Raw genomic sequence first — 25,974 nt, 5'->3', positions numbered from 1 at the left:
TCCAACCCTCAGGTATTCCAGATTCTTGGCGTTACCGCCTCGCGTCCCAGCAGGGCTGGGCGCAGGCGCTTCCAGATTTCTATCAGCCAGGCCCTGGCGTGCAAGGCCTCGTCAGCCAGACAGCGCGCGACGATTAATCCCGGCAACTGAGTCAGATTACCTCGGACCGGATTGGGCATCGACAGCGAGCGGCAATCTTCAAGCAGCTCGCTGGCCGCCTCACCGGTCAGCAGCAGGGTGGCGAACACCGTTTTGCCATCCAGCCCGATCGGCGAATCCAGCAGTCCGTCAGCGCCGATAATGCGTTGCCGCTCGTGCCAGAGCAATGCGCCGTCGCGACGGATGTCCAGATGCGACTGAAAGTGCCCGTGCTCGAAACGCTCACCACTGGCGGGACGGCCCAGCGCCACGACGTCCCAGTAGCATAACCGGGCATCACCGTGCAGTTCGATGCGCGTGCTCAGTTCTGCCTGGGCGTTGCTGAACACGATGGTTTCCTGCGGGAGCCACTCCAGCGTCGCTCCGGGCTGAACATGCAGCTCCAGTTGCTGAAACGCCGGGCTGGCTGCGCGATACCATTTGGCGGCGCCGGGGCTGGTCAATTGTGCCCAGGCCGCTGTACCGACGTTGACTGAAATATCCAGCCGGTCGCCACCTGCGATGCCGCCCGGTGGATGAACGATGATGTGCTGGCACACCTCGGGTCCTTCGGCGTACAGATGTTTCTGTACCCGCAACGGCCCTTTGTGGCGACGTTGCGTCGGGCGCGTGCAGTCATCAAAACGGCCATAACCCAGTTCCAGCTCGGCATGCCAGCTGGGTGTGAACAGAGCAGTGTGGGCAGGCAGGTTCATGGCATCTTCACTGGTTTGTCGAGTGCTGCACGATAACGGATTGGCGCATCAAATGGTCACCAGGCCACGCACCCCGTCGGCCTCCATGTTCTCGCCGCGGCCTTGCTGAACGATCTCGCCGCGTGACATCACCAGATACTGATCAGCCAGTTCCGCGGCAAAATCGTAGAACTGCTCGACCAGCAAAATCGCCATGTCGCCACGCTCGGCCAGCTTCTTGATGACCGCGCCGATCTCTTTGATCACTGACGGCTGGATGCCTTCGGTGGGCTCATCGAGAATCAGCAGGCGCGGGCGACTCGCCAGCGCCCTGCCAATCGCCAGTTGCTGCTGCTGACCACCGGACAGGTCTCCGCCACGGCGATGCTTCATTTGCTGCAGCACCGGAAACAGCTCGTAGATGAAGGCGGGCACTTCCTTGGCTTCAGAGCCGGGAAAGCGTGACAGGCCCATCAGCAGATTTTCCTCGACCGTCAGCCGACCGAAGATCTCCCGGCCCTGAGGCACGTAAGCAATACCTGCGTGCACGCGCTGATGCGTCTTGAAACCTGTGATGGCCTTGCCTTCCCAGTGCACCGCGCCTTCCTTCGAAGGCAGCAGGCCCATCAGTACACGCAGCAGCGTGGTTTTACCGACGCCATTGCGGCCCAGCAGGCAGGTAACTTCACCGACCTTCACCTCAAACGACAGACCGCGAAGAATGTGGCTGCCGCCGTAATACTGGTGGAGCTTTTCGACCTGAAGCATGGTTCGTGTTCTCGTCTAGTGCAGCATGATCGCCGCTTTGCGACGCGGAGCGTCTGGACATGCATTCCCACGCGTAGCGTTGGAACGATCAGTTCGTTGCGCTAGCGCCCCAGGTAAACTTCAATCACGCGCTCGTCTGCCTGTACGTCGTTCAATGAGCCTTCGGCCAGTACGCTGCCCTGATGCAGCACGGTGACGTGGTCGGCAATCGAGCCGACGAAACCCATGTCGTGTTCCACCACCATCAGCGAGTGCTTGCCAGCCAGGCTTTTGAACAGTTCGGCGGTGAACTCGGTTTCGGCGTCGGTCATGCCTGCCACCGGTTCGTCGAGCAGCAAGAGTTGCGGGTCCTGGACCAGCAGCATGCCGATTTCCAGAAACTGCTTCTGGCCGTGGGACAGCAAGCCTGCCGGGCGATGCATCGAGGTGGTCAGGCGGATGGTTTCCAGCACTTCGTTGATCCGGTCCTGCTGTTCGCCACTCAGGCGCGCACGCAGGCTGGCCCACACCGATTTATCGGCCTTCTGCGCCAGTTCCAGGTTTTCGAACACGCTCAGGGCTTCGAATACCGTGGGTTTCTGAAATTTGCGGCCAATGCCGGACTGCGCAATCTGCACCTCGCTCATCTGCGTCAGGTCCAGCGTTTCGCCAAACCAGGCCTTGCCGTGGCTGGGGCGGGTCTTGCCGGTGATGACGTCCATCAGCGTGGTCTTGCCTGCGCCGTTGGGGCCGATGATGCAGCGCAGTTCACCCACGCCGATGTACAGATTCAGGTTATTCAACGCCTTGAAACCGTCGAAGCTGACGCTGATGTCTTCCAGCGTGAGGATCGTGCCGTGGCGTGTATTCAAGCCTTTCCCGGCACTTTTGCCGAGTCCCACGGCGTCGCGGCTGGTGCCGGCGTCGGAGTTGGGGGCCAGCACCGGTTCGAGCATGTAAGACGGCGTCGGAGTGGTTTTCATTGATCGCTCCTTTTCTTCAGCAGGCCGATCACGCCCTTGGGCAAGTACAGCGTGACGATGATGAACAGCGCGCCGAGAAAGAACAGCCAGTATTCCGGAAAAGCCACGGTGAACCAGCTCTTCATGCCATTCACCAGACCCGCGCCCAGCAGTGGCCCGATCAGTGTGCCGCGACCGCCCAAAGCGACCCAGACAGCCGCTTCGATGGAGTTGGTCGGCGACATTTCGCCGGGGTTGATGATACCGACCTGCGGCACATACAAGGCCCCGGCCAGGCCGCACATGACGGCGCTCAACACCCAGACGAACAGTTTGAAGCCGCGTGGATCGTAGCCGCAGAACATCAGCCTGTTTTCCGCATCACGCAGCGCCGTCAGCACCCGGCCGAACTTGCTCTGTGCCAGCTTCCAGCCGATGTACAGGCTGGCGACCAGCAGCACGACAGTGGCCAGAAACAGCACGGCACGGGTGCCTTGCGAACTGATGCTGAAACCCAGAATGCTGCGGAAGTTGGTGAAACCGTTGTTGCCGCCAAAGCCGGTTTCGTTGCGGAAGAACAGCAGCATGCCGGCAAAGGTCAGGGCCTGGGTCATGATCGAGAAATAGACGCCCTTGATGCGGGAGCGGAAGGCGAAAAAGCCGAATACCAGCGCCAGCAAACCCGGCGCCAGCACCACCAGGCACAGCGCCCAGAGAAAATTATCGGTGCCCGCCCAGTACCACGGCAGCTCGGTCCACGACAGGAACGTCATGAATGCAGGCAAGCCGTCGCCTGCGGCCTGGCGCATCAGGTACATGCCCATCGCATAACCCCCAAGCGCGAAGAACAGGCCGTGGCCCAGCGATAACAGCCCGGCGTAGCCCCAGACCAGATCCAGCGCAAGGGCGACGATGGCGTAGCAGAGAATCTTGCCTACCAGTGTCAGCGTGTAGGCCGACACCTGAAAGCTGTTATCGGCAGGCAACAGCGACAGTAGCGGCAGTGCCAGCAGCACTGCAAGGATCAGAATGCCCACCGTCAGCGTGCCTTTAGGGCCGACTTTTTGTGCGGCAGTTACCATCAATGGCTGGCTCATCAGTCGATCACCCGTCCTTTCAATGCGAAGAGGCCTTGCGGACGTTTCTGGATAAACAGAATGATCAGCGCCAGGATCAGGATCTTGCCCAGTACCGCGCCGATCTGCGGTTCGAGAATCTTATTGGCAATGCCCAGACCGAAGGCCGCTGTGACACTGCCAGCCAGTTGCCCGACACCGCCGAGCACCACGACCAGGAATGAATCGATGATGTAGCTCTGGCCAAGGTCCGGGCCGACATTGCCGATCTGGCTAAGTGCGACGCCGCCCAGACCTGCGATACCCGAGCCCAGCCCGAAGGCCATCATGTCAATGCGTCCGGTCGGCACGCCACAGCAGGCAGCCATGTTGCGGTTCTGGGTCACAGCGCGCACGTTCAGGCCCAGACGGGTCTTGTTCAGCAACAGCCAGGTCAGCACCACCACGAACAGCGCGAACGCGATGATCACGATGCGGTTGTAAGGCAGCACCAGGTTGGGCAGCACCTGAATCCCGCCGGACAGCCACTCCGGGTTGGCAACTTCGACGTTCTGCGCGCCGAATGCCAGCCGCACGGCCTGGATCAGCATCAGGCTGATGCCCCAAGTGGCAAGCAGGGTTTCCAGCGGGCGGCCGTACAAGTGACGAATCACCGTGCGCTCCAGCGCCATGCCGATAGCGGCTGTGACAAAAAACGCCACTGGCAGCGCGATCAACGGGTAGTACTCGATTGCTCCCGGCGCATAGCGCTGAAACATCAGTTGCACCACATAGGTTGAATACGCGCCGAGCATCAGCATTTCGCCGTGGGCCATGTTGATCACGCCGAGCAGGCCGAAGGTGATTGCCAGGCCCAAAGCCGCCAGCAGCAGGATCGAACCCAGGGACATGCCACTGAACGCCTGACCGAGGATTTCGCCAATCATCAGCTTGCGGTTGACCTGCGCCAGGCTGGTTTCAGCGGCTATGCGGACTGACGTGTCGGTTTCAACGCCTGGAGCCAGCAGCGACTCAAGGCGGGTGCGGGCCAGCGGATCGCCGGTTTCACCGAGCAGGCGCACTGCGGCCAGACGCACTGTGGGGCTGGAATCGACCAGTTGCAGGTTGGCCAAGGCAAGTGTCAGTGCACTTTTAACGCTGGAATCAGTTTCGCTGGCTACCCGTTGGCTCAGCAGGCCCAGTTGCGCGGGGCGGGCGCTTTTTTGCAGTTGCAAGGCGGCCGCCATGCGCAGTCGCGTATCGTCTGCCAGCAGTTGGTGGCTGGCCAGAGCTGTCTCGACCAGGCCACGCAGCCGGTTATTCAGGCGCAGTTTTCGCGGTTCGTCAGGGCTTGGGGCGTCGGCTGCTGTGGGCGCTTGTGCATCGACCGCCACGTATTTCTCGTTGCTTTCGATCCAGGCGCGTTTGCTGCTGTCGGCGGCAACACGGCCATCGCGCAGCGCTTCAAGCAGCTCCAGGCGTTCAGGGACCGGACTTGCTGCCCAGGCTTCCAGCAGCTCTGCCTGTCGGGAAGAGCTGGCTGAGGCAAATTCACCGGCATCGCTGGCCTGTGCTGTGAAGGGCAGCAGCAGGCTGAGGGCGAGGATGAAGCGGTAAAGGTAAGAAGGCATATCAATATGGCCTTGATTCAGTAGGGCGTCGTCTGCTCTTGAGGCGGTCCTTCACGGCCTGCGCCCAGCGTTACGTGCGGGTCTGTTCTGATTCTGACCGAAGGCCGTAGGAGCGAACTTGTTCGCGAAAGGGCCGGTACATTCTCCGAAAATGTATCGTTCGAACTACCGTCTTCGCGAACAAGTTCGCTCCTGCGCCCTGTGGGCAGAAGCTTTGAAGCCCCGTATTTCGCGGGCTTCAGGACCTGTATATAACGCTTGGCGCTGAGCGTAGGAACGATCAGCAGTCGGCTTTTATCCGTCAGTTGCTCTTCACCGGGGCGTCCGGCTTTTTGTCGTTGCCGGGAATGTACGGGCTCCAAGGCTGGGCGCGGATCGGTTCTTTGGTCTGCCAGACGACGTTGAATTGCCCGTCGTCCTGGATTTCGCCGATCATCACTGGCTTTTGCAGATGGTGGTTGGTCTTGTCCATGGTCAGGGTGAAGCCGGATGGGGCAGCGAACGTCTGCCCGGCCATGGCTTCACGCACCTTGTTCACGTCGGTGGACTTGGCTTTTTCGACTGCCTGCGCCCACATGTGGATGCCGACGTAAGTGGCTTCCATCGGGTCGTTGGTCACCGCCTTGTCAGCGCCTGGCAGGTTTTTCTTTTTCGCGTAGGCTTTCCAGTCAGCGACGAACTTCTTGTTGACTGGGTTTTCCACCGACTGGAAGTAGTTCCAGGCAGCCAGGTGGCCCACCAACGGTTTGGTGTCTATGCCGCGCAGTTCCTCTTCGCCTACCGAGAAGGCGACAACCGGAACGTCGGTGGCTTTCAGGCCCTGGTTGGCCAGTTCCTTATAGAACGGCACGTTGGAGTCGCCATTGACGGTCGAGATGACTGCCGTTTTGCCGCCCGCCGAGAACTTTTTGATGTTGGCGACGATGGTTTGATAATCGGAGTGGCCGAACGGCGTGTAGACCTCTTCGATATCGGTATCTTTCACACCTTTGGAGTGCAGGAACGCGCGCAGAATCTTGTTGGTGGTTCGCGGGTAAACGTAGTCAGTGCCGAGCAGGAAGAAGCGCTTGGCAGAGCCGCCGTCTTCACTCATCACGTACTCGACCGCAGGAATGGCCTGCTGGTTAGGCGCTGCACCGGTATAGAACACGTTGGGCGACATCTCTTCGCCTTCGTACTGCACGGGGTAGAACAGCAAACCGTTCAATTCTTCAAATACTGGCAAGACCGACTTGCGGGATACCGATGTCCAGCAACCGAACACTACCGCCACTTTGTCCTGGGTCAGCAACTGACGGCCTTTTTCCGCGAATAACGGCCAGTTGGATGCCGGGTCCACAACCACGGGCTCCAGCATCTTGCCGTTGACACCGCCCTTGGCATTGATCTCGTCGATGGTCATCAGCGCCATATCCTTGAGCGAGGTCTCGGAGATCGCCATGGTCCCTGACAGCGAATGCAGAATGCCGACCTTAATGGTCTCGGCAGCCTGAACCGTCCAGGTCAGCCCCATGGCGGCGATTGATGCGGACAGGGTGAAGGCTTTGATCAGACTGCGACGCTTCATGGCTGACTCCGTTCGTGATTTCTGAATGAGGGTTGCGGGCGGTGCAAACATTGCGCTTATCAAGCATTAGCAAATGCTGGGCCAATGCAAAAAAGTCGCAAAATGGAATGAATCTGTCGCGCGGGAGGCGCGTCGCGCACCACCGTGGAACGCCGTGCGAAAGGCGGTGCGCGTTGCGCGCCGTGATGGTGCGGTGCGTCAAAGGCCCGCTTTCATCGGGCGGGCTAGCTGCTTATCGGATAGGGAATGTCACACCGAGTCTTCTTTCTCGACCGTATACAGGTCATAAGTCTCGCCAACGATCTGCTCAGGTACGTCGAAGTAAGCGAACAACTAGCGGTTGCGGCGTTTTGTCGCGCAAAGCTGCAAGCAATGCGCTGCTTCGGGTCTACCCTCGGGTAGTTCAACGACCCAGTAATCTGCGAGCTTCTGGTTGTGACGCTGTTCACGTTGCTGGGTGACCTGAGCGTAGCCTGTCAGGCTGGCCTGCATGATTGATGATCCGCGGCAGCCTGTCGCCACGCGGTTCATTTCATGTAGTCAGGGTTGGCGGCGCAGGGCTACCGGCCAGTGCTGGTAGATGACTGCTGTATCGGCTACGTGGTCGGTAGGAAGTATCGGTGTGGGGCAAGAGCGATTCAAGGCAGGGCGAGGCCTGAAACCAGGTATGAGGAGGAATTCATCACAACGCCACTCAATGGTTTCAGGCCCCGCAGCGAGCAATCTAAGCTGTTGCCGCCTGTTTGGCAAAGCGCGAAAGCACTATTCGATCAAGCGCCCAGACAATCAGCATTGAAATGCCCACCAGAGGGAACATCAATCCCAGCGCGATCATCACCACGGTCGCGGTTTTCCAGCGCGGCAGGTCATGGCGCAACGGCGGCACACCAAGCCCGCTCTGAGGTCTGCGCTTCCACCAGATCACCAGGCCGCTGACCGAACTGAGCAACACCATCAGGCATACCAGCAGGATCAACAGCTGATTGATCCAGCCGAAAAACTTGCCCTCATGCAGCATCACGCCGAGTTCGGTGGCCTTGGACACTGCGCTGTAATCAACGTAGCGGACATCGGCCAGCACTTTGCCGGTGTATTGGTCGATATGCAGCGTGGCGTCATCGCGTGGGTCGTCGGCGAACACCGACACGGTAAACACGCCATCGGCGGTCTTGGGCTGGGTGATGCTGTAGCCCGGCACGATGTCTCTGGCCTGTGCGATGTCGACCACTTGCTGCAACGATACCTTTGGCGCGGCCGGCGCGCTGGACATATGCATGTGGTCCATGTGCTCGGCGTGTTCGCCCGTTGAAACCGGCATCGGGGTGTTTTCCATGGCCCACGGTACAGTCTGCACGCTGGCGCTGTTCAGCTCGCCGGCCGTTCTGTCGGATTTGGGCACGTTTGTCCACATCGCCGCCGGGAAGGTATTCCATACCGCTGCGTATTGCTTGCCCCACATACCGGTCCAGGTCATGCCACTCAGCAGCATGAACAGCAGCAACAACGCGCCCCAGAAACCGGTAACTGCGTGAAGGTCTCGCCACAGCACTCGGCCTTTGGCGGTCAGGCGTGGCCAGAACACGCCAGCCGCCGAGCGACCGCGTGGCCACCACAGATAAAGTCCGGAGACCACCAGCACAATGCCCCAGCCCGCCGCCAGCTCGACAAGCCGGTCACCGACAGTGCCGATCATCAATTCGCCATGCAGCGCGCGGGCGATCGCCTGCAAATTATCCTTGGCGTCCTGAGTGCCAAGAATGTCGCCGCGATACGGGTCGACGAAGACATTGACTTCGCGACCCCGCTCGCTGACGACAAATTGCGCACTGCCCTCGGTGCTGGTCGGCGGGAAATACTTGCCGATGGCGGCCTGTGGATAAGCACTCAGCACCCGCTTTTGCTGCTCATCGGCGCCAAGACGATGCTCGGTCGGCGTCACGTACAGCAGATCGCTGTACATCAGGTTGTCCAGTTGCGGCTTGAACAGGTAGATGATCCCGGTCAGCGACAACAGAATCATGAAGGGTGCAACGAACAGGCCGGCGTAGAAATGCCATCGCCAGGCCAGGTTATAAAAGGAGACAACAGGTTTGGACACGTTCAACGCTCCCCAACAGGGATAACACAGCACGAACTGCACGCAGCCTAGGAGCCGTGCGCGGTCGTGGAATCTTTTTCTGGTTATGCGGCGATGAGCGTCGGCGGAGCCCGACTTCGAGCGTTGGGGAAGATGGGTTTGTGGGCGTGGCCTTGCAACGGCAACAACGCGAAGAAATCGCTTGGCACGGGAGGCGTAGCCGCCACCAGCTCCAGTACATGGGGCAGCGCCGGGCAACTGAACAGCAGGGTGCAATAGCCACACTTGGCCCACAGCGCGTGATCGCTCATGCCGGTATCAGCAGGCATGGCATGTTCGGCACTGTGATGGGCGTGGCTGTCAGCCGACATGTTCATGCCGGCGGGCATGGACATCGACATACCGGCGTGCTGGTCCATCGGCATCGACTGGGAGACCAGTGGACCGATAAAGATCATCAACATGGCAAACAGGCTCAACCACGCGCCCCGGCTATTACGGGGTGCGGTTGAACGGTTGCGACGGCGTGTGGCGCTCACTCTCGAAAGCTACTCAGTGCTGGTGCTCAGGGGCCTGCTTTTGTACCACGACCTGGACCTCGACATCTCCCGCCTTTTCAAAATGCAGGGTCATCGGGAAGCGCTGGCCGACCACCAGTTTCGAACGGTCCTTGATGTCCAGCAGCATCACATGCCAGGCCATCGGCGCGAAACTCACTTTGGCGCCTGCCGGGATATCGACCGCCTCGACATGCTGCATCTTCATCAGACCATCGGCGTGCACATGCTCATGCAACTGAGCCTGCCCGGCGATGGGCGTGTCGACGCTGATCAGGCGGTCGGCGCTGTCGCCTTTGTTCTCGATAGTGAAGTACGTCGCCACAGTGGGTGCATTGGGCGGCAGCTCCATCGACCACGGATGACCAATCAGCAGGGGCCCCGCCTTGTACTCATGGGCGTGGACGAAGCAGGCCGGCAGCAGCAATGCGGTCAGCAGGAATGCTTTTTTGAGCATGGGGGGATTCTCCGGGGGCTTTCAGATGTTTTGCCCATCGTTATAACAAGTCCGGCTGACTCTCGTGCGTTGACATGCATTCGTGAAGCCCTGCGTCACACATCCAAGCCGCGCCGCACATTCAATGTCGGACGCAGAGCGTCCATAACTGCATCCCCACGCTGGGCCGTGCGGAACGAGAGTCGTCCGAAAGAACACCTCTCGTGCCGACGCTCCGCGTTGGCATGCGTCCCGTGACGCTCCGCGTCACAGATCTGCGCCGCGCCGCTTACCCAAAATCGGATGCAGAGCGTCCAGAACTGCATTTCTACGCTGGAGCGTGCGGAACGAGAACTATCGTGGGTTCAGCCTTTTTTCAGCAAGCCCCAACGCCCCCAACACCTCATCCACGCTCCAGAACACTCGATCAACCTCGGGCAACAGTGGGCGTTTCAGGATCAGGACGGGCAGGCCGCGTTCACGGGCGACGTCCAGTTTGGGTTCGGTGGAGCTGCTGCCGCTGTTTTTGCTGATCAGTACGTCGATATTGCATTGTTCGAACAACTGACGTTCATCGTCCAGCAAGAACGGGCCGCGTGCGCCGATCACTTCGCAGCGGTCGTTGCCGGGATAGCTGTCCAGGGCACGCAGTGTCCAGAACTGATGTTCCGGGATGTCATTCAGATGTTGCAACGGCTCGCGCCCCAGCGTGAATAGCGGACGTTTGAAAGGCTTCAGCACCGTGACCAGTTCTGTCCAGTCGGCCACTTCGCGCCAGTCATCACCCGCACCTGGTTGCCATGCAGTGCGGTGCAAGGCCCAGCAGGGGATACCTGCAATCTGCGCAGCCAGCGCAGCATTGTGGCTGATCTGCGCGGCATACGGATGGGTGGCATCCAGCAGCAGATCGACGCCGTGTTCGCGAATGTACTGTGCCATGCCTTCGGCACCACCGTAGCCACCGACTTTCAACTGGCAAGTCAGGTCTGTCGGCACCCGACCTACGCCAGCCAGGCTGTAGATATGCTCAGGTCCGAGTGTGCGGGCAATTGCCAGCGCTTCGGTGATGCCGCCCAGCAGCAAAATTCTTTTCATGGTGCCTCTCTCGATGATGCAACGCCTGCCTGGCCCACCAGCCCGCCCTGACGATCAATCGCGAACACCTCGACCTGAACGCTCGCGGGCACCACGCTGCGCGCGAAATTCAGCGCATGGCGACACACTTCGTCACCCAGCGGCACTCCGGCTGCAGCGCTCATCGCCAATGCTTGCTGACTGGTGTTGGCTTGCAGAATCTGTTGCTGCAAGCCCGCATCCGCACCGACCTCTGTCGCCCAGCGCGCCAGTTGCGGCAGGTCGATACTCGAATGACGGCTGTGCAGGTCCATGTGACCGGCCGCCAGCTTACTGATCTTGCCGAAGCCGCCGCACAGGCTCAACTTATCCACAGGCACCTTGCGCAGATGCTTGAGCACCGCGCCGACGAAATCACCCATTTCGATCAGGGCAATGTCCGGGATGTTGTAGACGCGGCGCATGGTGTCTTCACTGGCATTGCCGGTACAGGCCGCGATATGTCGATAGCCGTTGGTGGTCGCAACGTCAATGCCTTGATGAATCGAGGCGATGTAGGCGGCACAGGAGAACGGCCGGACAATCCCGCTGGTGCCAAGAATCGACAGCCCGCCGATTATCCCCAGGCGCGGGTTCATGGTCTTGAGTGCCAGTGCCTCGCCACCCTCGACACCAATCGTGACCTCGAAACCACCGTTGTAGCCCAGCTCTTCAGCCAACTGCAGCAGGTGCTCGGTCATCATGCGTCGCGGCACCGGGTTGATGGCCGGTTCACCCACTGCCAGCACCAGCCCGGGCCGGGTCACGCTGCCGACACCTGCGCCTGCCACGAAGCGCACGCCGGGCGATGCTTCCAGCCTGACGCGGGCAAACACCAGCGCGCCGTGGGTCACATCCGGATCGTCACCGGCATCCTTGAGCGTCCCGGCTTCGGCGAAGTTATCCACAACTCGGCAGAACTCCAGGCGCATCTGCACCTGTTTGCCCTTGGGCAAGACAATTTCCACCGCGTCGCTGACCTGTCCGCTGAGCAACAATCGCGCTGCCGCCAGGCTGGTCGCGGTCGCGCAACTGCCGGTGGTCAGGCCACTGCGCAACGGGGCGGGCTGTTCGGCGGTTTCTTCGCGCATCAGGGTTTGACCGCGTCCAGCACGGTAATAGGCAAGGCTTGCCGCCAGGTATCGAACTCGCCAAGCGGCTGAGCATGCGCCACATGAATTCGCGTCAGTTCACCGCCGTGCCGCTCGCGCCAGGCCATCAAGGCGGCTTCGCTTTGCAGGGTCACCGCGTTGGCAACCAGCCGCCCGCCCGAGCGCAACTGCTCCCAGCAAGTCTCCAGCACGCCAATACGCGTCACCCCGCCGCCGATAAAAATCGCATCCGGACGTTCCAAGCCGCTCAACGCCTGAGGCGCACTGCCGCGAACCAGTTGCAGGCCGGGTACGCCCAGCGCATCACGATTGAACTCGATCAGTTGCTGGCGACCTTCGTCAGCCTCAATGGCCATGGCCCGGCAGGTCGGGTGGGCGCGCATCCATTCGATGCCGATGGAGCCACACCCTGCGCCCACATCCCACAGCAATTCGCCCGGCACTGGCGCGAGGCGGGCGAGGGTGATGGCGCGCACATCACGCTTGGTGAGCTGGCCGTCATGCTCGAATGCACTGTCCGGCAGACCGGCCAGCGTGCTCAGGCGAATGGCGCTGGCATCGGCGCGACAATCGATGGCGACCACGTTCAGCGCAGCGATCTCGGGATTGCCCCATTCACTGGCCAGCCCCTCGACGCGCCGTTCGGCTTCGCCGCCGAGGTGTTCAAGTACGGTCATGCGGCTCGGGCCAAAGCCGCGATCACGCAGCAGCCCCGCAATGATCGCCGGGCTGCTGCCGTCGTTGCTTAGCACCAGCAGGCGCACACCATGATGAAAATGGGCGTTCAGGGCAGCCATTGGTCGAGCGACAACCGACAGCGTGACGACCTCTTGCAGCGGCCAGCCCAACCGTGCCGCAGCCAGAGAATAGGAAGAAGGTGCAGGCAGAATGCGCATTTCTTCGATGGCCACCACGCGGGCCAGGCTGGCACCAACGCCAAACAGCATGGGGTCGCCACTGGCCAGCACGCAGATTTCGGCACCGCGCTGTTCCAGCACCGGGCTCAGCGAGAAAGGGCTCGGCCATGCGCGCCGTTCGGCCCGAATACAAGGCGGCAGCAATGCCAGTTGACGCGGGCCGCCGAACACCTGGTCAGCGTGCAGCAGAGCGTGCCGGGCGTTCTTGCCCAGGCCTTTGTAACCGTCTTCCCCGATTCCCACGACTGTCAGCCACGGCGACATGCACATACCTCAATTCGAACTTCCGACAGAGCGCCTTTTCATGCCTGCGGACAAAGCAGGCATAATACCGCGCCCAACGGGGTACAAGTGCTCTAATCCGTTTCCAGCCAGCCACATCGGGTGATCCATTGAACGAGCAGCCAGCCGCTCGCACATCGTCTGCAACGCTACGCCCCTCGGCCTGTCCGGGGTTGCTGCGTATCGTCCCGGCGCTGGATGGCGGGATCTGCCGGATCAAACTGGCGGGTGGGGTGATTACCTGTGAGCAGGCACTTGCGGTTGCAGAGGCGGCGCAGACGTATGCGCAGGGTGTGATTGAAGCTACCAACCGCGCCAATCTGCAGATTCGCGGCATCGGTGCTGACCATGATGGATTGATCCATTCATTGATGGCGGCAGGACTCGGCCCGGCCAACCCAGCCAGTGATGACGTGCGCAACCTGATGCTCAGCCCGACCGCCGGGCTGGACCCGCACATGCTGTTCGATGCCCGGCCGCTGGCAGCACAGATTCTCGAGGCGCTGGAAAACCATCCGCGTTTTCACGAACTGTCGCCCAAGTTCGCGCTGTCGCTGGACGCGGGCGAAGCGCTGGTCATGCTGGAGCACCCGCATGACGTGTGGCTGTCCGCCATGAAACTGGACGGCGACGTGTGGCTGGCGTTCGGGCTGGCGGGTTGTCCCGCCACTGATCGGCCACTGGCCGCAGTGCCGCTGGCTGCCGGACGGGCGCTGGTTGTCGCGTTGCTGGAGCTGTTTCTCGATCTGGCCCGCCCGGAGCACACCCGGATGCGCCATCTGCTGGCCGAGTTATCCACAGACGGGCTACTCAGCCAGCTCTCGACCCGATTGAGCTGCACATTGCGGGTTGACCCGGTTGTTATCGGCTGGCAGCGTCCTGGGGTCGAAGGCAATCGCCATATCGGGGTTTATCCACAGGCGCAGCCCGGCCTGGTTGCGGTGGGCGCAGTCGTGCCGCTCGGGCGTTTGAATGCATCCATGCTCGCCACGGTGGCGCATCTGGCCGAGACGCATGGCGATGGCACCTTGCGTCTGACTCCGTGGCAAAGCCTGTTGTTGCCCAATGTGCCGGTCGAGCGTGCATCCGCTGTTATGGCGCAATTGCACGCTACGGGCCTGATCTGTTCCGCTGAACAGCCGCTGGCACAGATCGTGGCCTGTACCGGTTCTGCCGGTTGCGCCAAAGGGCTGGCCGATACCAAGGCCGATGCCTTGCAACTGGCGGCCGTGCTGGCGGGCAGCCAGGCGGTGCATCTAAGCGGTTGCAGGCGTTCCTGTGCCGCTGCTCATGTGGCGCCGATGACCTTGCTGGCTGTCTCGCCCGGCCGTTACGACCTTTATCTTCGCGACGCAGCGCATTCCGGTTTCGGGGTGCTGCGCGCGCGTGACCTTACTATTGAAGCAGTCGGTGCGCAGTTGAACGCCGACTCACGGAGCAGCATTGCATGATTGATTACATCCGCGATGGTCAGGAGATATATCGCAATTCCTTCTCGATCATTCGCGCTGAAGCGCGCCTGGACACGATCCCCGCCGACCTGGAAAAACTCGCCGTGCGCGTGATCCATGCCTGCGGGATGGTCGAAGTCATCGAAGACCTGCGCTTCTCGCCGGGTGCCGGTACCGCCGGGCGCAATGCCCTGGCAGCCGGTGCGCCGATCCTCTGCGACGCACGCATGGTCTCCGAAGGCATCACCCGTACCCGACTGCCCGCCAACAACCCGATCATCTGCACACTGCATGACGAAGGCGTGCGCGAAATGGCGCTGGAACTGGGCAACACCCGCTCTGCGGTGGCGCTGGAGCGCTGGCGTCCGCATCTTGAAGGCAGCGTGGTGGTCATCGGCAATGCGCCGACCGCGCTGTTCTATCTGCTGGAAATGCTTGATGCAGGGGCGCCAAAACCGGCACTGATCCTCGGTTTTCCGGTCGGTTTCGTGGGCGCTGCCGAATCCAAGGCCATGCTCGCCGCCGACAGTCGCGGCGTGCCGTTCGTGATCATGCAGGGCCGTCGTGGCGGCAGTGCCATGGCTGTTGCCGCCGTCAACGCACTGGCCACGGAGATCGAATGATGCAGGCACGCGGTCGATTGATTGGCCTGGGCGTCGGCCCTGGCGACCCGGAGCTGATTACCGTCAAGGCCCTGCGCCTGCTGCGCGAGTCACCCGTGGTTGCCTACTTCGTCGCCAGGGGCAAGAAAGGCAACGCGTTCGGCATCATCGAAGCGCATTTGCAGGACGCTCAGACGCTGATGCCGCTGGTCTACCCGGTCACTACCGAGGCACTGCCAGCAACGCTGTCCTATGAAAAAGTCATCAGTGATTTCTACGATGAGTCCAGCCTTCAGGTGGCTGCACATCTGGATGCAGGGCGTGATGTGGCGGTGATCTGCGAGGGTGATCCGTTCTTCTACGGCTCCTACATGTACCTGCACGATCGCCTGGCCGAGCGTTACGAAGCCGAAGTGATTCCGGGAGTCTGTTCAATGCTCGGCGGAGCTTCGGTACTCGGTGCGCCGTTGGTGTATCGCAATCAGAGCCTGTCGGTGCTGTCCGGCGTGCTGTCCCACGACGACCTTAAACGCAAGCTGGCCGATGCCGATGCGGCGGTGATCATGAAACTGGGGCGCAATTTCCACAAGGTTCGCGAAGTGCTGATCGAACTGGGTATGGCCGGGCGTGCGCTGTATGTCGAGCGGGCGACCATGAGCAACCAGAAAATCGTGCCGCTGGATCAGGTCGACCCGATGTCGTCACCGTACTTTTCGCTGATCATCGTTCCCGGCGACAGGTGGCAAGGCTGATGATTCTCGACACCCCCGCCATCGTCATTCTCGGCAACGGCAGCCTCGCCACGGCGCGCCGCATACAGCAGCTGTTTCCCGGCGCGCAGATTCACGGTCTCGCCGAGCGGGTGAGCGGCGCAGACTGCACCTACCGTGAATTCGGCGCGACGCTGCGTCAGCTGTATCAACAGAACACGCCGATCATTGCCCTGTGTGCGGCGGGTATCGTGATCCGCACGCTGGCGCCGCTGCTGCTGGAAAAAGGCGCCGAGCCGCCAGTACTGGCTATTGCCGAGGACGGCAGTGCCGTGGTGCCACTACTGGGCGGTCTGGGCGGGGTCAATGTCATGGCGCGCAGCATTGCGGTCGGGCTTGGCGTTGCTCCCGCGATCACCACCAGCGGCGAATTACGCTTCGGCACGTGCCTGCTCAACCCGCCGAGCGGGTATGTACTGGACGATCTGGAGCGCGGCAAACGCTTCGTTTCCGATCTGCTTTCCGGAGAGCCTGTGCGCATTGAAGGCGAGGCCCCTTGGCTGGTCCGCGCGCAACTGCCCGAAGACCCGCAGGCCGAGCGGGTGATTCATGTCGGTTGTGACGTGCGTGAGCCTTCGAACGATGAATTACTGATCTACCCCCGCAGTGTGCTGGTTGCCGTCGCAGAAATAACCGGTGAACTGGCTGCGCGAGTGCGTTCGGCCTTGCACGACTCAGGCATCGCCGAACAATCGCTGGCGTGCCTGTTGGCCAGCGAAGAGCAGATGCCCAATGCACAACTGCATCAGGCGGCCACCGAACTGGGCATTCCTGTGCGCTTTATCGCGGCTGGGTCAGCCAGCGAAATGGCCTCACGCGCTGTGCCGCAGTGGCTGACCTGTGTCAGTGTCGGCAGCGAGATGGCGATTGCCATCGCCGAGCAGCCGCTGGATGCATTGCAGGTCGGCCGCGGCCGTGGGCGCGTTGCGGTAATTGGCCTGGGCCCTGGCGCAGCGGATCTGATGGTGCCTGCCGTGAAGGCCGAGCTGGCCCGCGCCAATGATGTGCTGGGTTACGAAACCTACGTGCGCATGGCCGGGCCGTTTCGGGCCGATCAGGTGCTGCACAGCACCGACAATCGCGAAGAAATGCTGCGCGCCCGGCATGCTTTCGAACTGGCTGCGCAAGGCCGCTCGGTGGTGGTCGTATCGTCCGGCGACCCTGGCGTATTTGCCATGGCCTCGGCGGTGCTGGAAGCGCTGCATGAGTCTGACAACCCGCACTGGCACGCGGTCGAGCTGGAAATCCTGCCCGGAGTCTCGGCCTCGCTGGCGACCGCCGCGCAGGCCGGTGCACCACTCGGCCATGACTTCTGCGTACTGTCGCTGTCCGACAACCTCAAGCCCTGGGAGATCATCGAGAAGCGTCTGGAGCTGGCCTGTCAGGCCGATCTGGCACTGGCCTTCTACAACCCGATTTCCCGCTCCCGACCCTGGCAACTGGGACGTGCGCTGGAGATAGTCCGTCAGCACCGCCTACCTGAAACCCCCGTGACGCTGGGGCGTGACATTGGCCGACCGGGCCAGACATTGCGCGTCATTACGCTGGGTGAACTGACACCGGAGCAGGTCGACATGCGCACCATGGTGTTGGTCGGCTCATCGCTGACCTGCACCTTTCCTCGTCACAGCGGCGGCAATTGGGTATACACCCCGCGCTGGTACGGCGAGAAGCCTACAGCCTGATCCCGCCTGTTTGTCATACCGGCGGCTTTCGGTTGTGGGAAGTCGCCGGAATCCTCCCGTAAAGAACACTCATGCAAGCCGGATTCACGGCTTGCGCGTCGCGTGAATAACCGCTTGTGAGCTATCCCCACCTGTAGCTCATTTCGTTGTCTGCCAGTGGACTTTTCTTTTGCGCCCTATCTGTCGGGGGAGCCCGTGAAGTTCAACGGGTTGCTCCTTTGCAACATTCGGAAGTCTGGCAATTTGACGCCGACATTTATCGACACAGGGCGTGGGTAAACAGCCTGTTTTATTTCGTTAGTCTCGTGCCTGTCCATCGGGACGCATTAATTAAAGGACTAATGAGATGAAACAGGAAAACCCTATGAACACTACCGATAACCTTGATTACCTTGCTGCCTGTGAACTGGCTGACTGCTCCCCGTCGCTGACGGCTGCCCACCAAAGCGATGAGGTCGAAAAAGCCGCTGAAGCCGCTGTAGTCGCAGGCGGTCTGATTGCCTTTGGCGAGGGCGTGTCGCGTCAGAACAAGGACGACGTCATGAACTCCTTTCTGTTCGCTACCCTGGTGGCCAACAGGGCGTTCAGCGCAGAAACCCAAAGTGATCAGTGGTACGACAAATTCAATGAAGTGCTCTCCAAGATTGGCTGGCTGTCCACTCACTGGAACTACTCGCGGTTCAACGCCGGCCGGCAACGCTTCACCATGGACGAAGTCGGCCTCGAGATTCTCGGCTCGGCGATCACCGCCGCCGCATTGCCAGGCCCTGCTTCGCTGTTGATGCTCAAGGTCGCCGCTGATGCTGTTGCTGCCCTGAGCGCCAAAAAAGAGCCGCTGCGTCTGTTCGAGCGCCAGACCAAAACGCACCGTGGTGGCAGCTTTCGTATTGCCTCCTGCATCGAGTCGCAAGATGGCACCCTCAATCTGGCCATGGGCGCCGTCAGCTTTAAGACCAACAGCGAAGTCACCAATGTTCTGTTCTGGGAATGGCAGGACACTAGCGTCGAGACCTGGAAGGGCGAGGACAATCTGGTTCTCAACACCGGTCTGTATGCACGCCACCGCGAATTGATTCAGCAAAGACTGGGTGACAGCGCCAAGAGTGCAATCGCCGAGTTTAAGATCTGAACGGATTATTTGCGGAGACGCGTGTCGTCTCCACTCCCGGGATAAAAGGAATTTTCCCATGATGCAGGAATTGAATGCCGGGGTGGTCAACGCGGGTTGTCTGCTGTTTTTTTCTGAGCAGGGTCAGACGGCCTCGCACAGCGATGTAATGGACTCGATGCTGTATGTGCAGTTGGCCGCGTCGAAGAAACACCCGAAATTTGCCAGCTTCGAAAAATGGAGTGAAACCTGGCTGGCTGCGGCAATGCGCTTTGGCTGGGTACTGAAAGCCACCGAGCATGTCAGTGAGCCGTTGCCGGTAGCCGCAGGCGAGACTATATGGATCTATTTCCGTCGAGCGCTTGCCCCGTCAGTCACATCAGAGGCGCTTGACCATGCAGAGCAGTCGATTCGCAAGGCGTGCGCGCAGTCGTCCGCAAGCCGGGCTATTCGACTGCTGGGCAGCCAGACACTTGAATATGCAACGGATCAGCTCGGACGGGCGCAGACTCTTGTGGCTGTGCAAGCAGGTTTCGTTGACGAACGGCATAACCTGACACTGGCACAGCTCCATTTTGTCACCCGCCAGCCGCTGAGTGCCGGCTTTCTGTTTGACGTCCTTGAGCCTATAAGTACGGTAGGCAACGTCGGTCTGACGTTGTACTCCCTGCACTTGATGGATCACGTGTACCTCCGGTTTCGCGACCAGATCAGCTCGGCGCTGGCAAGCAAGCGTTCCGGCCTGATCGAAACACTGGTGGAGGTTCCCGATGTCTGAGGGCGATGAAAGTCTGTTGTCAGGCAGTAATCTGGTGTCATTTGCCCAAAACGTTCATCCGGATCTGCGTCAGGACATTCTGAACTGTCTGCAATACGCCCGAATTGTTGCAGATGATCTCCATTCCGCTCATCAGGCATGGCGTCCATGGCTGGATGCTTACCAGCGAACAATTTCTGCCACCGGCGTGTATTCAGGCGCACAGATCATGGATACCCGCTTTAAAATTCACCGTTTCAAGGATATCGGCAGGTTGCAGCTACCTGCGCTCAGCAACTCCGCAGAACTTCGCCAGTTATACCTGCGCTCACTCGACAGCCTTATGGCCAGCGATCATGCGCAGGCATTTTTCAGCAACTGGTTTGTGTCGGGTCGCTCCGAAAGCTTTCAGATCATCCCCTGTGCGATGCAAAGCGAAGACGAAGCAACGATCCTGCTGTGCGGTATGCAGATGACAACATTGGCGCTCAGGCCCGCGCTCTACTTCTGGCAAATATTGGGAGGGGAAATGCAGGTACATGCTGCCGGTACGGCGTTCCGTTTCAGCCGCCAGCGCTTTGAACCGTTTCGTCAGACTGTTCAGGACATCCTGTCCGATCGTGCTATAGCCGAAATCATCAGCTTGTAACGAGTGATCAGGTCCCATGGAAGGGAGTAACGACAATGAGTACAGACACAGATAACGCCGCTTACCTGGGCGATATCCCCAGCATGGTGGCATTTCTTCCGGGACTATCGAGCGAGGAGCGCACGGACATTCAGGACGTGCTGCTGGAAGCCCAATTGTTCGCTGGCAAACAGTTTGACTTCAAAACACAGTGGAGCAGCTGGATGCATTATTACCGCAGCCGGCTCAAGGCACGCGGTATGCAACAAAAAGGTGTGATTCTGGGCAACTCGCTGGTCCTGAGTAGCGTTGACGATTTGTTGCAGGCGACCTTCAAGGTCATCAATTCTGCGGATCGCAAGCGACTTGGCAGCATGGTGCAGCGTGCCTTTACTGCAATGGGCGTCAATCAGGCAGTAGAGTCCTACTTTAAAAACGGTTTCGATCAGGGGCGTCTGGGCAGTTTTCAGGTCGTACCCTGTGAACAGTATGAGCCGAACCGGATACTCCTGTTGCTGTGCAGCCTGCACCTGAGCGTGGACGATTACGCAGCGAGCGGACGCAGGCTGCTGTTCCACTTCAAGGGCGGTAGCTACAGCTTCGACAGCACTATTTATGCGGCCTACCGTAACGATGTGGCGCGCTACCTGGACGGCAAAGCCCAAAGCCTGGTGCGTTCTGCATCTATTTGAGGCAGATCAGGGCAGCAAATAGCCCCGTATACCGGTAAAAATAATCTGCGCCGCCAATGCGCAGACAAACAGCCCCATCAAGCGGCTGACAATCTGCAGGCCCTGATCACCCAGGATGCGCTCGATACGGTTGGACAGGTAAAGCACCACGCCAACCGTCAAGCTGGCCAGTGCGATACTCAGAATGGCGGTGAGCTTGTCATCCCAATGAGGCTGGCTGACGCCCATGACCAGCAGCGCGCCGATGGTGCCGGGGCCGACGGTCAGCGGAATGGTCAGTGGAACGATGGTCACGTCCTGCTGAATATTGTCGGTCTGCACGGCGGATTTGCCCTGCGCCATACCCAGTGCCGAAATGAACAGTACGCTGCCAGCACCGATCCTGAATGCATCGACTGTGATCCCGAATACATCGAAAATCACCCGGCCGAACAAATACAGCAGCACGCTGGAAACCAGTGTGGCGAGCGCCACTTTCCAGGCCAGACGTCTTTGTTCTTTGCGCGAGTGACCACGGGTCAGGCTGATAAAGCAGGAAAGAACAAAGAACGGGCTGTAAAGCACCAGCATTTTCAGATAAACGCTGAACAACACGTGAAGCATGAGTGGGCTCGCTGCGGCAGATAAAGGGCGTTGCCAGTCTATCAGGCCCTAGGCTCTGTACGGAAAGTGGCTGCGCTCGCCGACTTTTCGTTCAGAACCTTGTCAGGCAGGCGTTCCCGATGTTGTCAGTTCTGTTGATACAGCTCGCCGGCCGAGGTCAGCCCGCGTGCCTTGTCGCGATGCGCCACCCAATGCTCGACCAGCTCGCGCAGTTGCGACAACTCGATAGGCTTGGCCATATGGCCGTCCATCCCGGCCTGACGTGCGCGATCCTTGTGTTCAGTGAGGATGTGCGCGGTCAGTGCCACAACCGGTGTGCGCACCCGCTGATTGCCGACCTCCCAGGCGCGCAGTTGCTCGGTGGCCGAGAAGCCGTCAAGGATCGGCATTTCGCAATCCATCAGCACCAGGTCGTAGCGCTGCGCTTTCATGGCGCGTAGCGCTTCTTCACCATTGCTCGCGGTGTCGGGATTCAGATTGAGCTTGCCGAGCATGCCGCGAATTACCTTGGTCGAGATGCTGTTGTCTTCGGCCACCAGGATGCGGAAGTCGCTCGGCACGCTGACCGGGGTGTTGAACACCGGGCTGGACTTGGGTGGCGTGACGCCTTTGTTCAGTTGAGTCAGTTCATCGGCCAGGGTGGTCTTGAGCGTATAGCCCGCCACCGGTTTGGCCAGAATGCGCTTGATGCCGGAGTTGCGGGCAATGATCTTGCTGGGCGCATTGCTGATGCCGGTGAGCATGATCAGCAGGATGTCATGGTTCAGGCTTGGGTCTTCCTTGATCTTGGCGGCCAGTTGCATGCCGGTCATGCCGGGCATGTTCTGGTCCAGCAGGACCACGTCGAAATAGTCGCGCAGGTGCGCCTTGGTGCGCAGCAGGGCGAGTGCCTCCTTGCCGGACGCCACGGCACTGACATGCAGGCCCCAGGCGCTGCATTGCTGGACCAGTACCTTGCGGCAGGTATCGTTGTCGTCGACCACCAGCACGCGGGCATCTTTCAATGGGCTGTCCAGATCGATGGTCGGCTGCTCCAGCAGTTTGGCGTCCAGTGGCAGGGTCAGCCACAGCGTGTTGCCTGGCGTGCCGCTGTTCTGAATACCGAATTCGCCGTCCATCAACACGATCAACTGTCGGGCAATCACCAGCCCCAGATGACCGCCGAGCCTGCTGCTGGCGAGGAAGTTCCTGCTGTGCAGTTCGGCATGCAGCAGTTCGTCGCGCTCTTCGTCGGACAGCGACTCGCCGCTGTCCTGAACCGCAATGCGCAGGCGAGACGGGCCGGTCTTCGACGTTTCCAGCGCCACAGCCAGCAGGATTTCGCCTTCGTCGGTTTTCTTCAGGGCGTTTTCCAACAGGCTCAGCAGCGTTTGACGCAAGCGGGTCGGATCGCCGTTGATAACGCGGGGCACCTGCGGCTGGATAAGGCTGATCAGCTCGACCTGCTGCTGCTCGGCCTTGGCGCGGAAAATATTCAGGCAATCCTCAACCAGCGCGCTGATATCGAACTGCACATCGTCGAGTTCGATCTGCCCTGATTCAAGCTTGGTGATGTCGAGAATCTCGTTGATCAGCGTCAGAAGCTCGTTGCCGGCACTGTGAATCGTCTGTACGTAGTCGCGTTGCTTGACCGAAAGCGGCGTGCCGAGCAACAGCTCGGTCATGCCCAGCACGCCGTTCATGGGCGTGCGTATCTCATGGCTGATCTTGGCCAGAAATTCTGCCTTGGCATTGATTTCAGCGGTACTGGCGGCCTGATCACGGCTGAGGCTGAAGCGGTCTTCAGTGATGCTGCGATGGCGTTCGCTCAGGGCCAGGCTCATCAGCAGGCCGCTGATGCAGAACACCGTCAGCAACGCGAGTATCAGCCATTGTGGCGGGATCAGACTCAGCCATAAGAGGCCCGGCAGGACCACCATGTAGCCAATATTGAAGGTGATCATTCCCAGCACGAACAGACGTGCCGAACGATAGCCTTTCTGCCAGTGCCATACCGACACCGCGAGGATGCTCAGGGTGGTAAGCGACACCAGTACAAAGGTCAGGATGTTGATCGGCAGCGTGCTGTCGAACAGCACTATCAGCGCGCCAAGCCCCATGAGTACGGCGTTGCCCAACAGCAGTCGATCAAGCTTGCGTGCATTGCGATGGACGAAGAAACAATAGGTGTAGATCAGTCCCGCCACGGCAGCCAACAGCAAGGCCAGGTGCGCACTGGGCGTTTGGGCGATTCGCCACGGGTCGATTGGGCGCAGCAGGTTGAGCAGCAGCAGTGCGCTGAGTCCGAGCAATGACTCACAGGCTGCCAGCCACAGATTGCTGCGTGAGCGGGTATGCCCGTAGCGCGTCAGGTTCTGCACGATCAGCATCGCCAGGGCGCCAAACAGCAGGCCGAACAGAAACGGTTCGGTCTCGTCTGCAGCGCTCTGGATTGCCTGTTCCAGCGTAATGCTGGGGCGCATTTTCTGGGCCGACACAAGCCTCAGGTAAATATCCAGAGAGGCTGCGCTTTGCGGGATGGGCAGCAGGAAATCGTTGGAAGGCAGGCGCTGATCTTCAATGGGCACCTCATTGCCGGTGCGCAGGTGATCGACCAGTTGGTCACCGTCCATGACATACATGTCGGCACTGACCAGGTCCGGCGCGAAGATGCGCAGCAGTTGCTCATGCTGGGTGGGGTGCAACCGGTAATGCAGCCACACCGCACCGCTGCGCTCGGTAGCAGTGACGCGTTCCAGTTCAATGGGGCTGAATTGATTCTGATAGCGCGCAGAACGGATTTCATCCAGCGTCAGGCTGGCGTTTTCGTCGAGCAGCGTTGACCAGCCTGCGCCATGTTCTGCCTGAGCTGACAGCATGAACAGCAAGGTCAACAATCCGACCGTTGAGGCTATGGCAATCCTGAGCCAGCGCACTATGAAATCCCTTCGTGAGTGAATGCCAGGTAAAACCGCGCAGTGCAGGTCAGCCGGCCAGCTCCTGTGGGCAGGCGCTGGCCTGGTTGATTATTGCTGTTCTTCGCCACGCTCGCGGGCAATGGCGCGGTAGCCAATGTCATTACGGTAAAAACAACCTTCCCAATCGACTTTTGATGCCAGCGCGTAGGCATTTTGCTGCGCGCTGCCGACACTGTCACCCAGTGCTGTGGCACACAGTACACGACCGCCACTGGTCACGACACGATCATCCTGCAAGGCGGTGCCCGCGTGGAATATCTTGCCTTCCAGTTGCGCAGCTTCTTCTAGCCCCTCGATGATTGCGCCTTTGGCGTAATCACCAGGATAGCCACCGGCCGCCAGCACGATACCGAGGCTCGGACGCGGGTCCCATCGGGCTTCGACCTTGTTCAGTGCCTGCGCCAGTGCCGCTTCGATCAGCAACACCAGGCTCGACTGCAGGCGCAACATGACCGGCTGGGTTTCCGGATCGCCAAAGCGGCAGTTGAATTCGATCACTTTGGGGTTGCCAGCCTTGTCGATCATCAGACCGGCATAGAGGAAACCGGTATAAACGTTACCTTCCTCGGCCATGCCACGCACTGTTGGCCAGATCACCAGGTCCATGACACGTTGATGAACGTCGGGGGTGACTACCGGGGCAGGGGAGTAGGCACCCATGCCACCAGTGTTCGGGCCGCTGTCGCCATCACCGACACGCTTGTGGTCCTGGCTGGTGGCCATTGGCAGTACGTTCTTGCCATCGACCATGACGATGAAGCTGGCTTCTTCGCCATCCAGAAATTCTTCGATGACGACGCGCGAACCGGCATCGCCAAAGGCATTACCGGCCAGCATGTCGCGTACCGCGTCTTCGGCTTCGGTCAGGGTCATGGCCACGATGACGCCCTTGCCGGCTGCCAGACCGTCGGCCTTGATGACGATCGGAGCGCCTTTTTCACGCAGATACGCCAGTGCAGGCTCGATCTCGGTGAAGTTCTGATAGTCGGCAGTCGGGATCTTGTGGCGCGCCAGAAAGTCCTTGGTGAACGCTTTGGAGCCTTCAAGCTGCGCGGCACCGGCAGTCGGGCCGAAGCAATCCAGGCCACGGCTGCGGAACAGATCGACAACGCCTGCAACCAGCGGGACTTCAGGACCGACGATGGTCAGGGAAACGTTCTTTTCTGCGAAGTCCGCCAGTTGCTCAAGCGCCAGAACGTCGATGTTCACGTTCTCGCATTTGGCTTCAATCGCCGTGCCCGCATTGCCGGGTGCGACAAACACCTTCTGAACACGAGGGTCCTGAGCGACTTTCCAGGCCAGGGCGTGTTCACGACCGCCGCTGCCAATGATCAAAATATTCATTTCAAAAACCTCGATGACGCTGATTCTGGGTACGCGGTATATCTGAACAGATCAATACCGCAATACGAGGTCGCAATGGCGCAGGTGC

At 60.2% G+C, this 25,974-nt stretch carries 23 protein-coding genes; 8 read left to right on the top strand and 15 right to left on the bottom strand.

Annotated features, from left to right (window positions below):
* Positions 1 to 8 precede the first annotated feature (8 nt).
* The 12 genes from N018_RS22465 to N018_RS22410 all read right to left on the bottom strand — a co-directional run bounded on the left by N018_RS22465 (position 9) and on the right by N018_RS22410 (position 13,271).
* Entirely contained in the window at positions 9 to 854 is an 846-nt protein-coding gene (locus N018_RS22465; RefSeq protein WP_024644112.1) for an urease accessory protein UreD, read from the bottom strand.
* Positions 855 to 902: 48 nt separating this feature from the next.
* Positions 903 to 1,601 carry an urea ABC transporter ATP-binding subunit UrtE gene (gene urtE / locus N018_RS22460; RefSeq protein ID WP_024644113.1) on the bottom strand — a complete coding sequence of 233 codons (699 nt, stop codon included), beginning with the start codon at positions 1,599 to 1,601 and terminating at the stop codon, positions 903 to 905.
* A gap of 101 nt (positions 1,602 to 1,702) precedes the next feature.
* Positions 1,703 to 2,563 carry an urea ABC transporter ATP-binding protein UrtD gene (gene urtD, locus N018_RS22455; protein ID WP_024644114.1) on the bottom strand — a complete coding sequence of 287 codons (861 nt, stop codon included), beginning with the start codon at positions 2,561 to 2,563 and terminating at the stop codon, positions 1,703 to 1,705.
* The gene (gene urtC, locus N018_RS22450; protein ID WP_024644115.1) at positions 2,560 to 3,639 is read right to left on the bottom strand and encodes an urea ABC transporter permease subunit UrtC; all 1,080 of its coding nucleotides are present in this window, start codon (positions 3,637 to 3,639) and stop codon (positions 2,560 to 2,562) included. The genes urtD and urtC overlap by 4 nt, the downstream gene beginning before the upstream one ends.
* Positions 3,639 to 5,228, bottom strand: a complete 1,590-nt coding sequence (gene urtB, locus N018_RS22445) for an urea ABC transporter permease subunit UrtB (protein WP_025390793.1) — start codon at positions 5,226 to 5,228, stop codon at positions 3,639 to 3,641. Before urtB ends, urtC begins: the two co-directional genes overlap by 1 nt.
* Before the next feature lie 301 nt (positions 5,229 to 5,529).
* A complete protein-coding gene (gene urtA / locus N018_RS22440) occupies positions 5,530 to 6,795 on the bottom strand; it encodes an urea ABC transporter substrate-binding protein (RefSeq protein ID WP_025390792.1) in 1,266 nt (421 codons plus the stop codon).
* Positions 6,796 to 7,519: 724 nt separating this feature from the next.
* Positions 7,520 to 8,893, bottom strand: a complete 1,374-nt coding sequence (locus N018_RS22435; protein WP_025390791.1) for a PepSY-associated TM helix domain-containing protein — start codon at positions 8,891 to 8,893, stop codon at positions 7,520 to 7,522.
* A gap of 83 nt (positions 8,894 to 8,976) precedes the next feature.
* The gene (locus tag N018_RS22430; protein WP_025390790.1) at positions 8,977 to 9,411 is read right to left on the bottom strand and encodes a DUF2946 domain-containing protein; all 435 of its coding nucleotides are present in this window, start codon (positions 9,409 to 9,411) and stop codon (positions 8,977 to 8,979) included.
* A 13-nt stretch (positions 9,412 to 9,424) separates the two neighbouring features.
* On the bottom strand, positions 9,425 to 9,886 hold the full coding sequence (locus tag N018_RS22425; RefSeq protein ID WP_024644120.1) for a copper chaperone PCu(A)C: 462 nt from the start codon (positions 9,884 to 9,886) through the stop codon (positions 9,425 to 9,427).
* A gap of 333 nt (positions 9,887 to 10,219) precedes the next feature.
* A complete protein-coding gene (locus N018_RS22420; RefSeq protein ID WP_025390789.1) occupies positions 10,220 to 10,960 on the bottom strand; it encodes a cobalt-precorrin-6A reductase in 741 nt (246 codons plus the stop codon).
* A complete protein-coding gene (locus N018_RS22415; RefSeq protein ID WP_025390788.1) occupies positions 10,957 to 12,069 on the bottom strand; it encodes a cobalt-precorrin-5B (C(1))-methyltransferase in 1,113 nt (370 codons plus the stop codon). Before N018_RS22415 ends, N018_RS22420 begins: the two co-directional genes overlap by 4 nt.
* Positions 12,069 to 13,271, bottom strand: a complete 1,203-nt coding sequence (locus tag N018_RS22410; RefSeq protein ID WP_025390787.1) for a bifunctional cobalt-precorrin-7 (C(5))-methyltransferase/cobalt-precorrin-6B (C(15))-methyltransferase — start codon at positions 13,269 to 13,271, stop codon at positions 12,069 to 12,071. Before N018_RS22410 ends, N018_RS22415 begins: the two co-directional genes overlap by 1 nt.
* Before the next feature lie 128 nt (positions 13,272 to 13,399).
* On the opposite strand from N018_RS22410, the gene cobG reads away from it, so the two are divergent.
* The 8 genes from cobG (at position 13,400) to N018_RS22370 (ending at position 20,982) form a co-directional block, all read left to right on the top strand.
* On the top strand, positions 13,400 to 14,740 hold the full coding sequence (cobG, locus tag N018_RS22405; protein WP_080274887.1) for a precorrin-3B synthase: 1,341 nt from the start codon (positions 13,400 to 13,402) through the stop codon (positions 14,738 to 14,740).
* Positions 14,737 to 15,363 carry a precorrin-8X methylmutase gene (locus N018_RS22400; RefSeq protein ID WP_024644125.1) on the top strand — a complete coding sequence of 209 codons (627 nt, stop codon included), beginning with the start codon at positions 14,737 to 14,739 and terminating at the stop codon, positions 15,361 to 15,363. The genes cobG and N018_RS22400 overlap by 4 nt, the downstream gene beginning before the upstream one ends.
* Positions 15,360 to 16,094: a precorrin-2 C(20)-methyltransferase gene (locus N018_RS22395; RefSeq protein ID WP_418903457.1), complete on the top strand. Its 735-nt coding sequence runs from the start codon at positions 15,360 to 15,362 to the stop codon at positions 16,092 to 16,094. Before N018_RS22400 ends, N018_RS22395 begins: the two co-directional genes overlap by 4 nt.
* Positions 16,094 to 17,797, top strand: coding sequence for a precorrin-3B C(17)-methyltransferase (gene cobJ / locus N018_RS22390; RefSeq protein WP_025390785.1), 1,704 nt, complete (start codon positions 16,094 to 16,096; stop codon positions 17,795 to 17,797). The genes N018_RS22395 and cobJ overlap by 1 nt, the downstream gene beginning before the upstream one ends.
* Before the next feature lie 346 nt (positions 17,798 to 18,143).
* Positions 18,144 to 18,926, top strand: a complete 783-nt coding sequence (locus N018_RS22385; protein ID WP_025390784.1) for a hypothetical protein — start codon at positions 18,144 to 18,146, stop codon at positions 18,924 to 18,926.
* Between the two features lie 58 nt (positions 18,927 to 18,984).
* Positions 18,985 to 19,683, top strand: coding sequence for a hypothetical protein (locus N018_RS22380; protein ID WP_025390783.1), 699 nt, complete (start codon positions 18,985 to 18,987; stop codon positions 19,681 to 19,683).
* A complete protein-coding gene (locus N018_RS22375) occupies positions 19,676 to 20,311 on the top strand; it encodes a hypothetical protein (protein ID WP_024644130.1) in 636 nt (211 codons plus the stop codon). The genes N018_RS22380 and N018_RS22375 overlap by 8 nt, the downstream gene beginning before the upstream one ends.
* A 35-nt stretch (positions 20,312 to 20,346) precedes the next feature.
* Positions 20,347 to 20,982 (top strand): hypothetical protein, encoded by a 636-nt coding sequence (locus tag N018_RS22370; RefSeq protein ID WP_024644131.1) that lies wholly within the window; start codon positions 20,347 to 20,349, stop codon positions 20,980 to 20,982.
* Positions 20,983 to 20,988: 6 nt separating this feature from the next.
* Here the strand turns inward: N018_RS22370 and N018_RS22365 are convergent, their stop codons facing one another.
* From N018_RS22365 to purD, 3 genes are all read right to left on the bottom strand, one after another.
* A complete protein-coding gene (locus N018_RS22365; RefSeq protein ID WP_003313945.1) occupies positions 20,989 to 21,585 on the bottom strand; it encodes a MarC family protein in 597 nt (198 codons plus the stop codon).
* Between the two features lie 125 nt (positions 21,586 to 21,710).
* Positions 21,711 to 24,500: a hybrid sensor histidine kinase/response regulator RetS gene (retS, locus tag N018_RS22360; RefSeq protein WP_024644132.1), complete on the bottom strand. Its 2,790-nt coding sequence runs from the start codon at positions 24,498 to 24,500 to the stop codon at positions 21,711 to 21,713.
* A gap of 90 nt (positions 24,501 to 24,590) precedes the next feature.
* The gene (gene purD, locus N018_RS22355; protein WP_024644133.1) at positions 24,591 to 25,886 is read right to left on the bottom strand and encodes a phosphoribosylamine--glycine ligase; all 1,296 of its coding nucleotides are present in this window, start codon (positions 25,884 to 25,886) and stop codon (positions 24,591 to 24,593) included.
* Positions 25,887 to 25,974 lie beyond the last annotated feature (88 nt).

This window comes from Pseudomonas syringae CC1557 (genome assembly GCF_000452705.1).
Classification (GTDB): Bacteria; Pseudomonadota; Gammaproteobacteria; order Pseudomonadales; family Pseudomonadaceae; genus Aquipseudomonas; species Aquipseudomonas syringae_F.
Note: the sequence above shows the minus strand (reverse complement) of the source record. Positions and strands in the feature narration are given on the sequence as shown.

Bases quoted from the DNA above. Each gene is read 5' to 3' on its own strand.
- N018_RS22380 (WP_025390783.1), top strand. From the start codon at position 18,985: ATGATGCAGGAATTGAATGCCGGGGTGGTCAACGCGGGTTGTCTGCTG.
- N018_RS22415 (WP_025390788.1), bottom strand. From the start codon at position 12,069: ATGCGCGAAGAAACCGCCGAACAGCCCGCCCCGTTGCGCAGTGGCCTG.
- N018_RS22465 (WP_024644112.1), bottom strand. From the start codon at position 854: ATGAACCTGCCTGCCCACACTGCTCTGTTCACACCCAGCTGGCATGCC.
- N018_RS22420 (WP_025390789.1), bottom strand. From the start codon at position 10,960: ATGAAAAGAATTTTGCTGCTGGGCGGCATCACCGAAGCGCTGGCAATT.
- N018_RS22375 (WP_024644130.1), top strand. From the start codon at position 19,676: ATGTCTGAGGGCGATGAAAGTCTGTTGTCAGGCAGTAATCTGGTGTCA.
- cobJ (WP_025390785.1), top strand. From the start codon at position 16,094: ATGATTCTCGACACCCCCGCCATCGTCATTCTCGGCAACGGCAGCCTC.
- N018_RS22365 (WP_003313945.1), bottom strand. From the start codon at position 21,585: ATGCTTCACGTGTTGTTCAGCGTTTATCTGAAAATGCTGGTGCTTTAC.
- urtD (WP_024644114.1), bottom strand. From the start codon at position 2,563: ATGAAAACCACTCCGACGCCGTCTTACATGCTCGAACCGGTGCTGGCC.
- N018_RS22410 (WP_025390787.1), bottom strand. From the start codon at position 13,271: ATGTCGCCGTGGCTGACAGTCGTGGGAATCGGGGAAGACGGTTACAAA.
- purD (WP_024644133.1), bottom strand. From the start codon at position 25,886: ATGAATATTTTGATCATTGGCAGCGGCGGTCGTGAACACGCCCTGGCC.
- urtC (WP_024644115.1), bottom strand. From the start codon at position 3,639: ATGAGCCAGCCATTGATGGTAACTGCCGCACAAAAAGTCGGCCCTAAA.
- urtE (WP_024644113.1), bottom strand. From the start codon at position 1,601: ATGCTTCAGGTCGAAAAGCTCCACCAGTATTACGGCGGCAGCCACATT.
- N018_RS22425 (WP_024644120.1), bottom strand. From the start codon at position 9,886: ATGCTCAAAAAAGCATTCCTGCTGACCGCATTGCTGCTGCCGGCCTGC.
- N018_RS22395 (WP_418903457.1), top strand. From the start codon at position 15,360: ATGATGCAGGCACGCGGTCGATTGATTGGCCTGGGCGTCGGCCCTGGC.
- N018_RS22400 (WP_024644125.1), top strand. From the start codon at position 14,737: ATGATTGATTACATCCGCGATGGTCAGGAGATATATCGCAATTCCTTC.
- urtB (WP_025390793.1), bottom strand. From the start codon at position 5,228: ATGCCTTCTTACCTTTACCGCTTCATCCTCGCCCTCAGCCTGCTGCTG.
- N018_RS22385 (WP_025390784.1), top strand. From the start codon at position 18,144: ATGAAACAGGAAAACCCTATGAACACTACCGATAACCTTGATTACCTT.
- urtA (WP_025390792.1), bottom strand. From the start codon at position 6,795: ATGAAGCGTCGCAGTCTGATCAAAGCCTTCACCCTGTCCGCATCAATC.
- N018_RS22370 (WP_024644131.1), top strand. From the start codon at position 20,347: ATGAGTACAGACACAGATAACGCCGCTTACCTGGGCGATATCCCCAGC.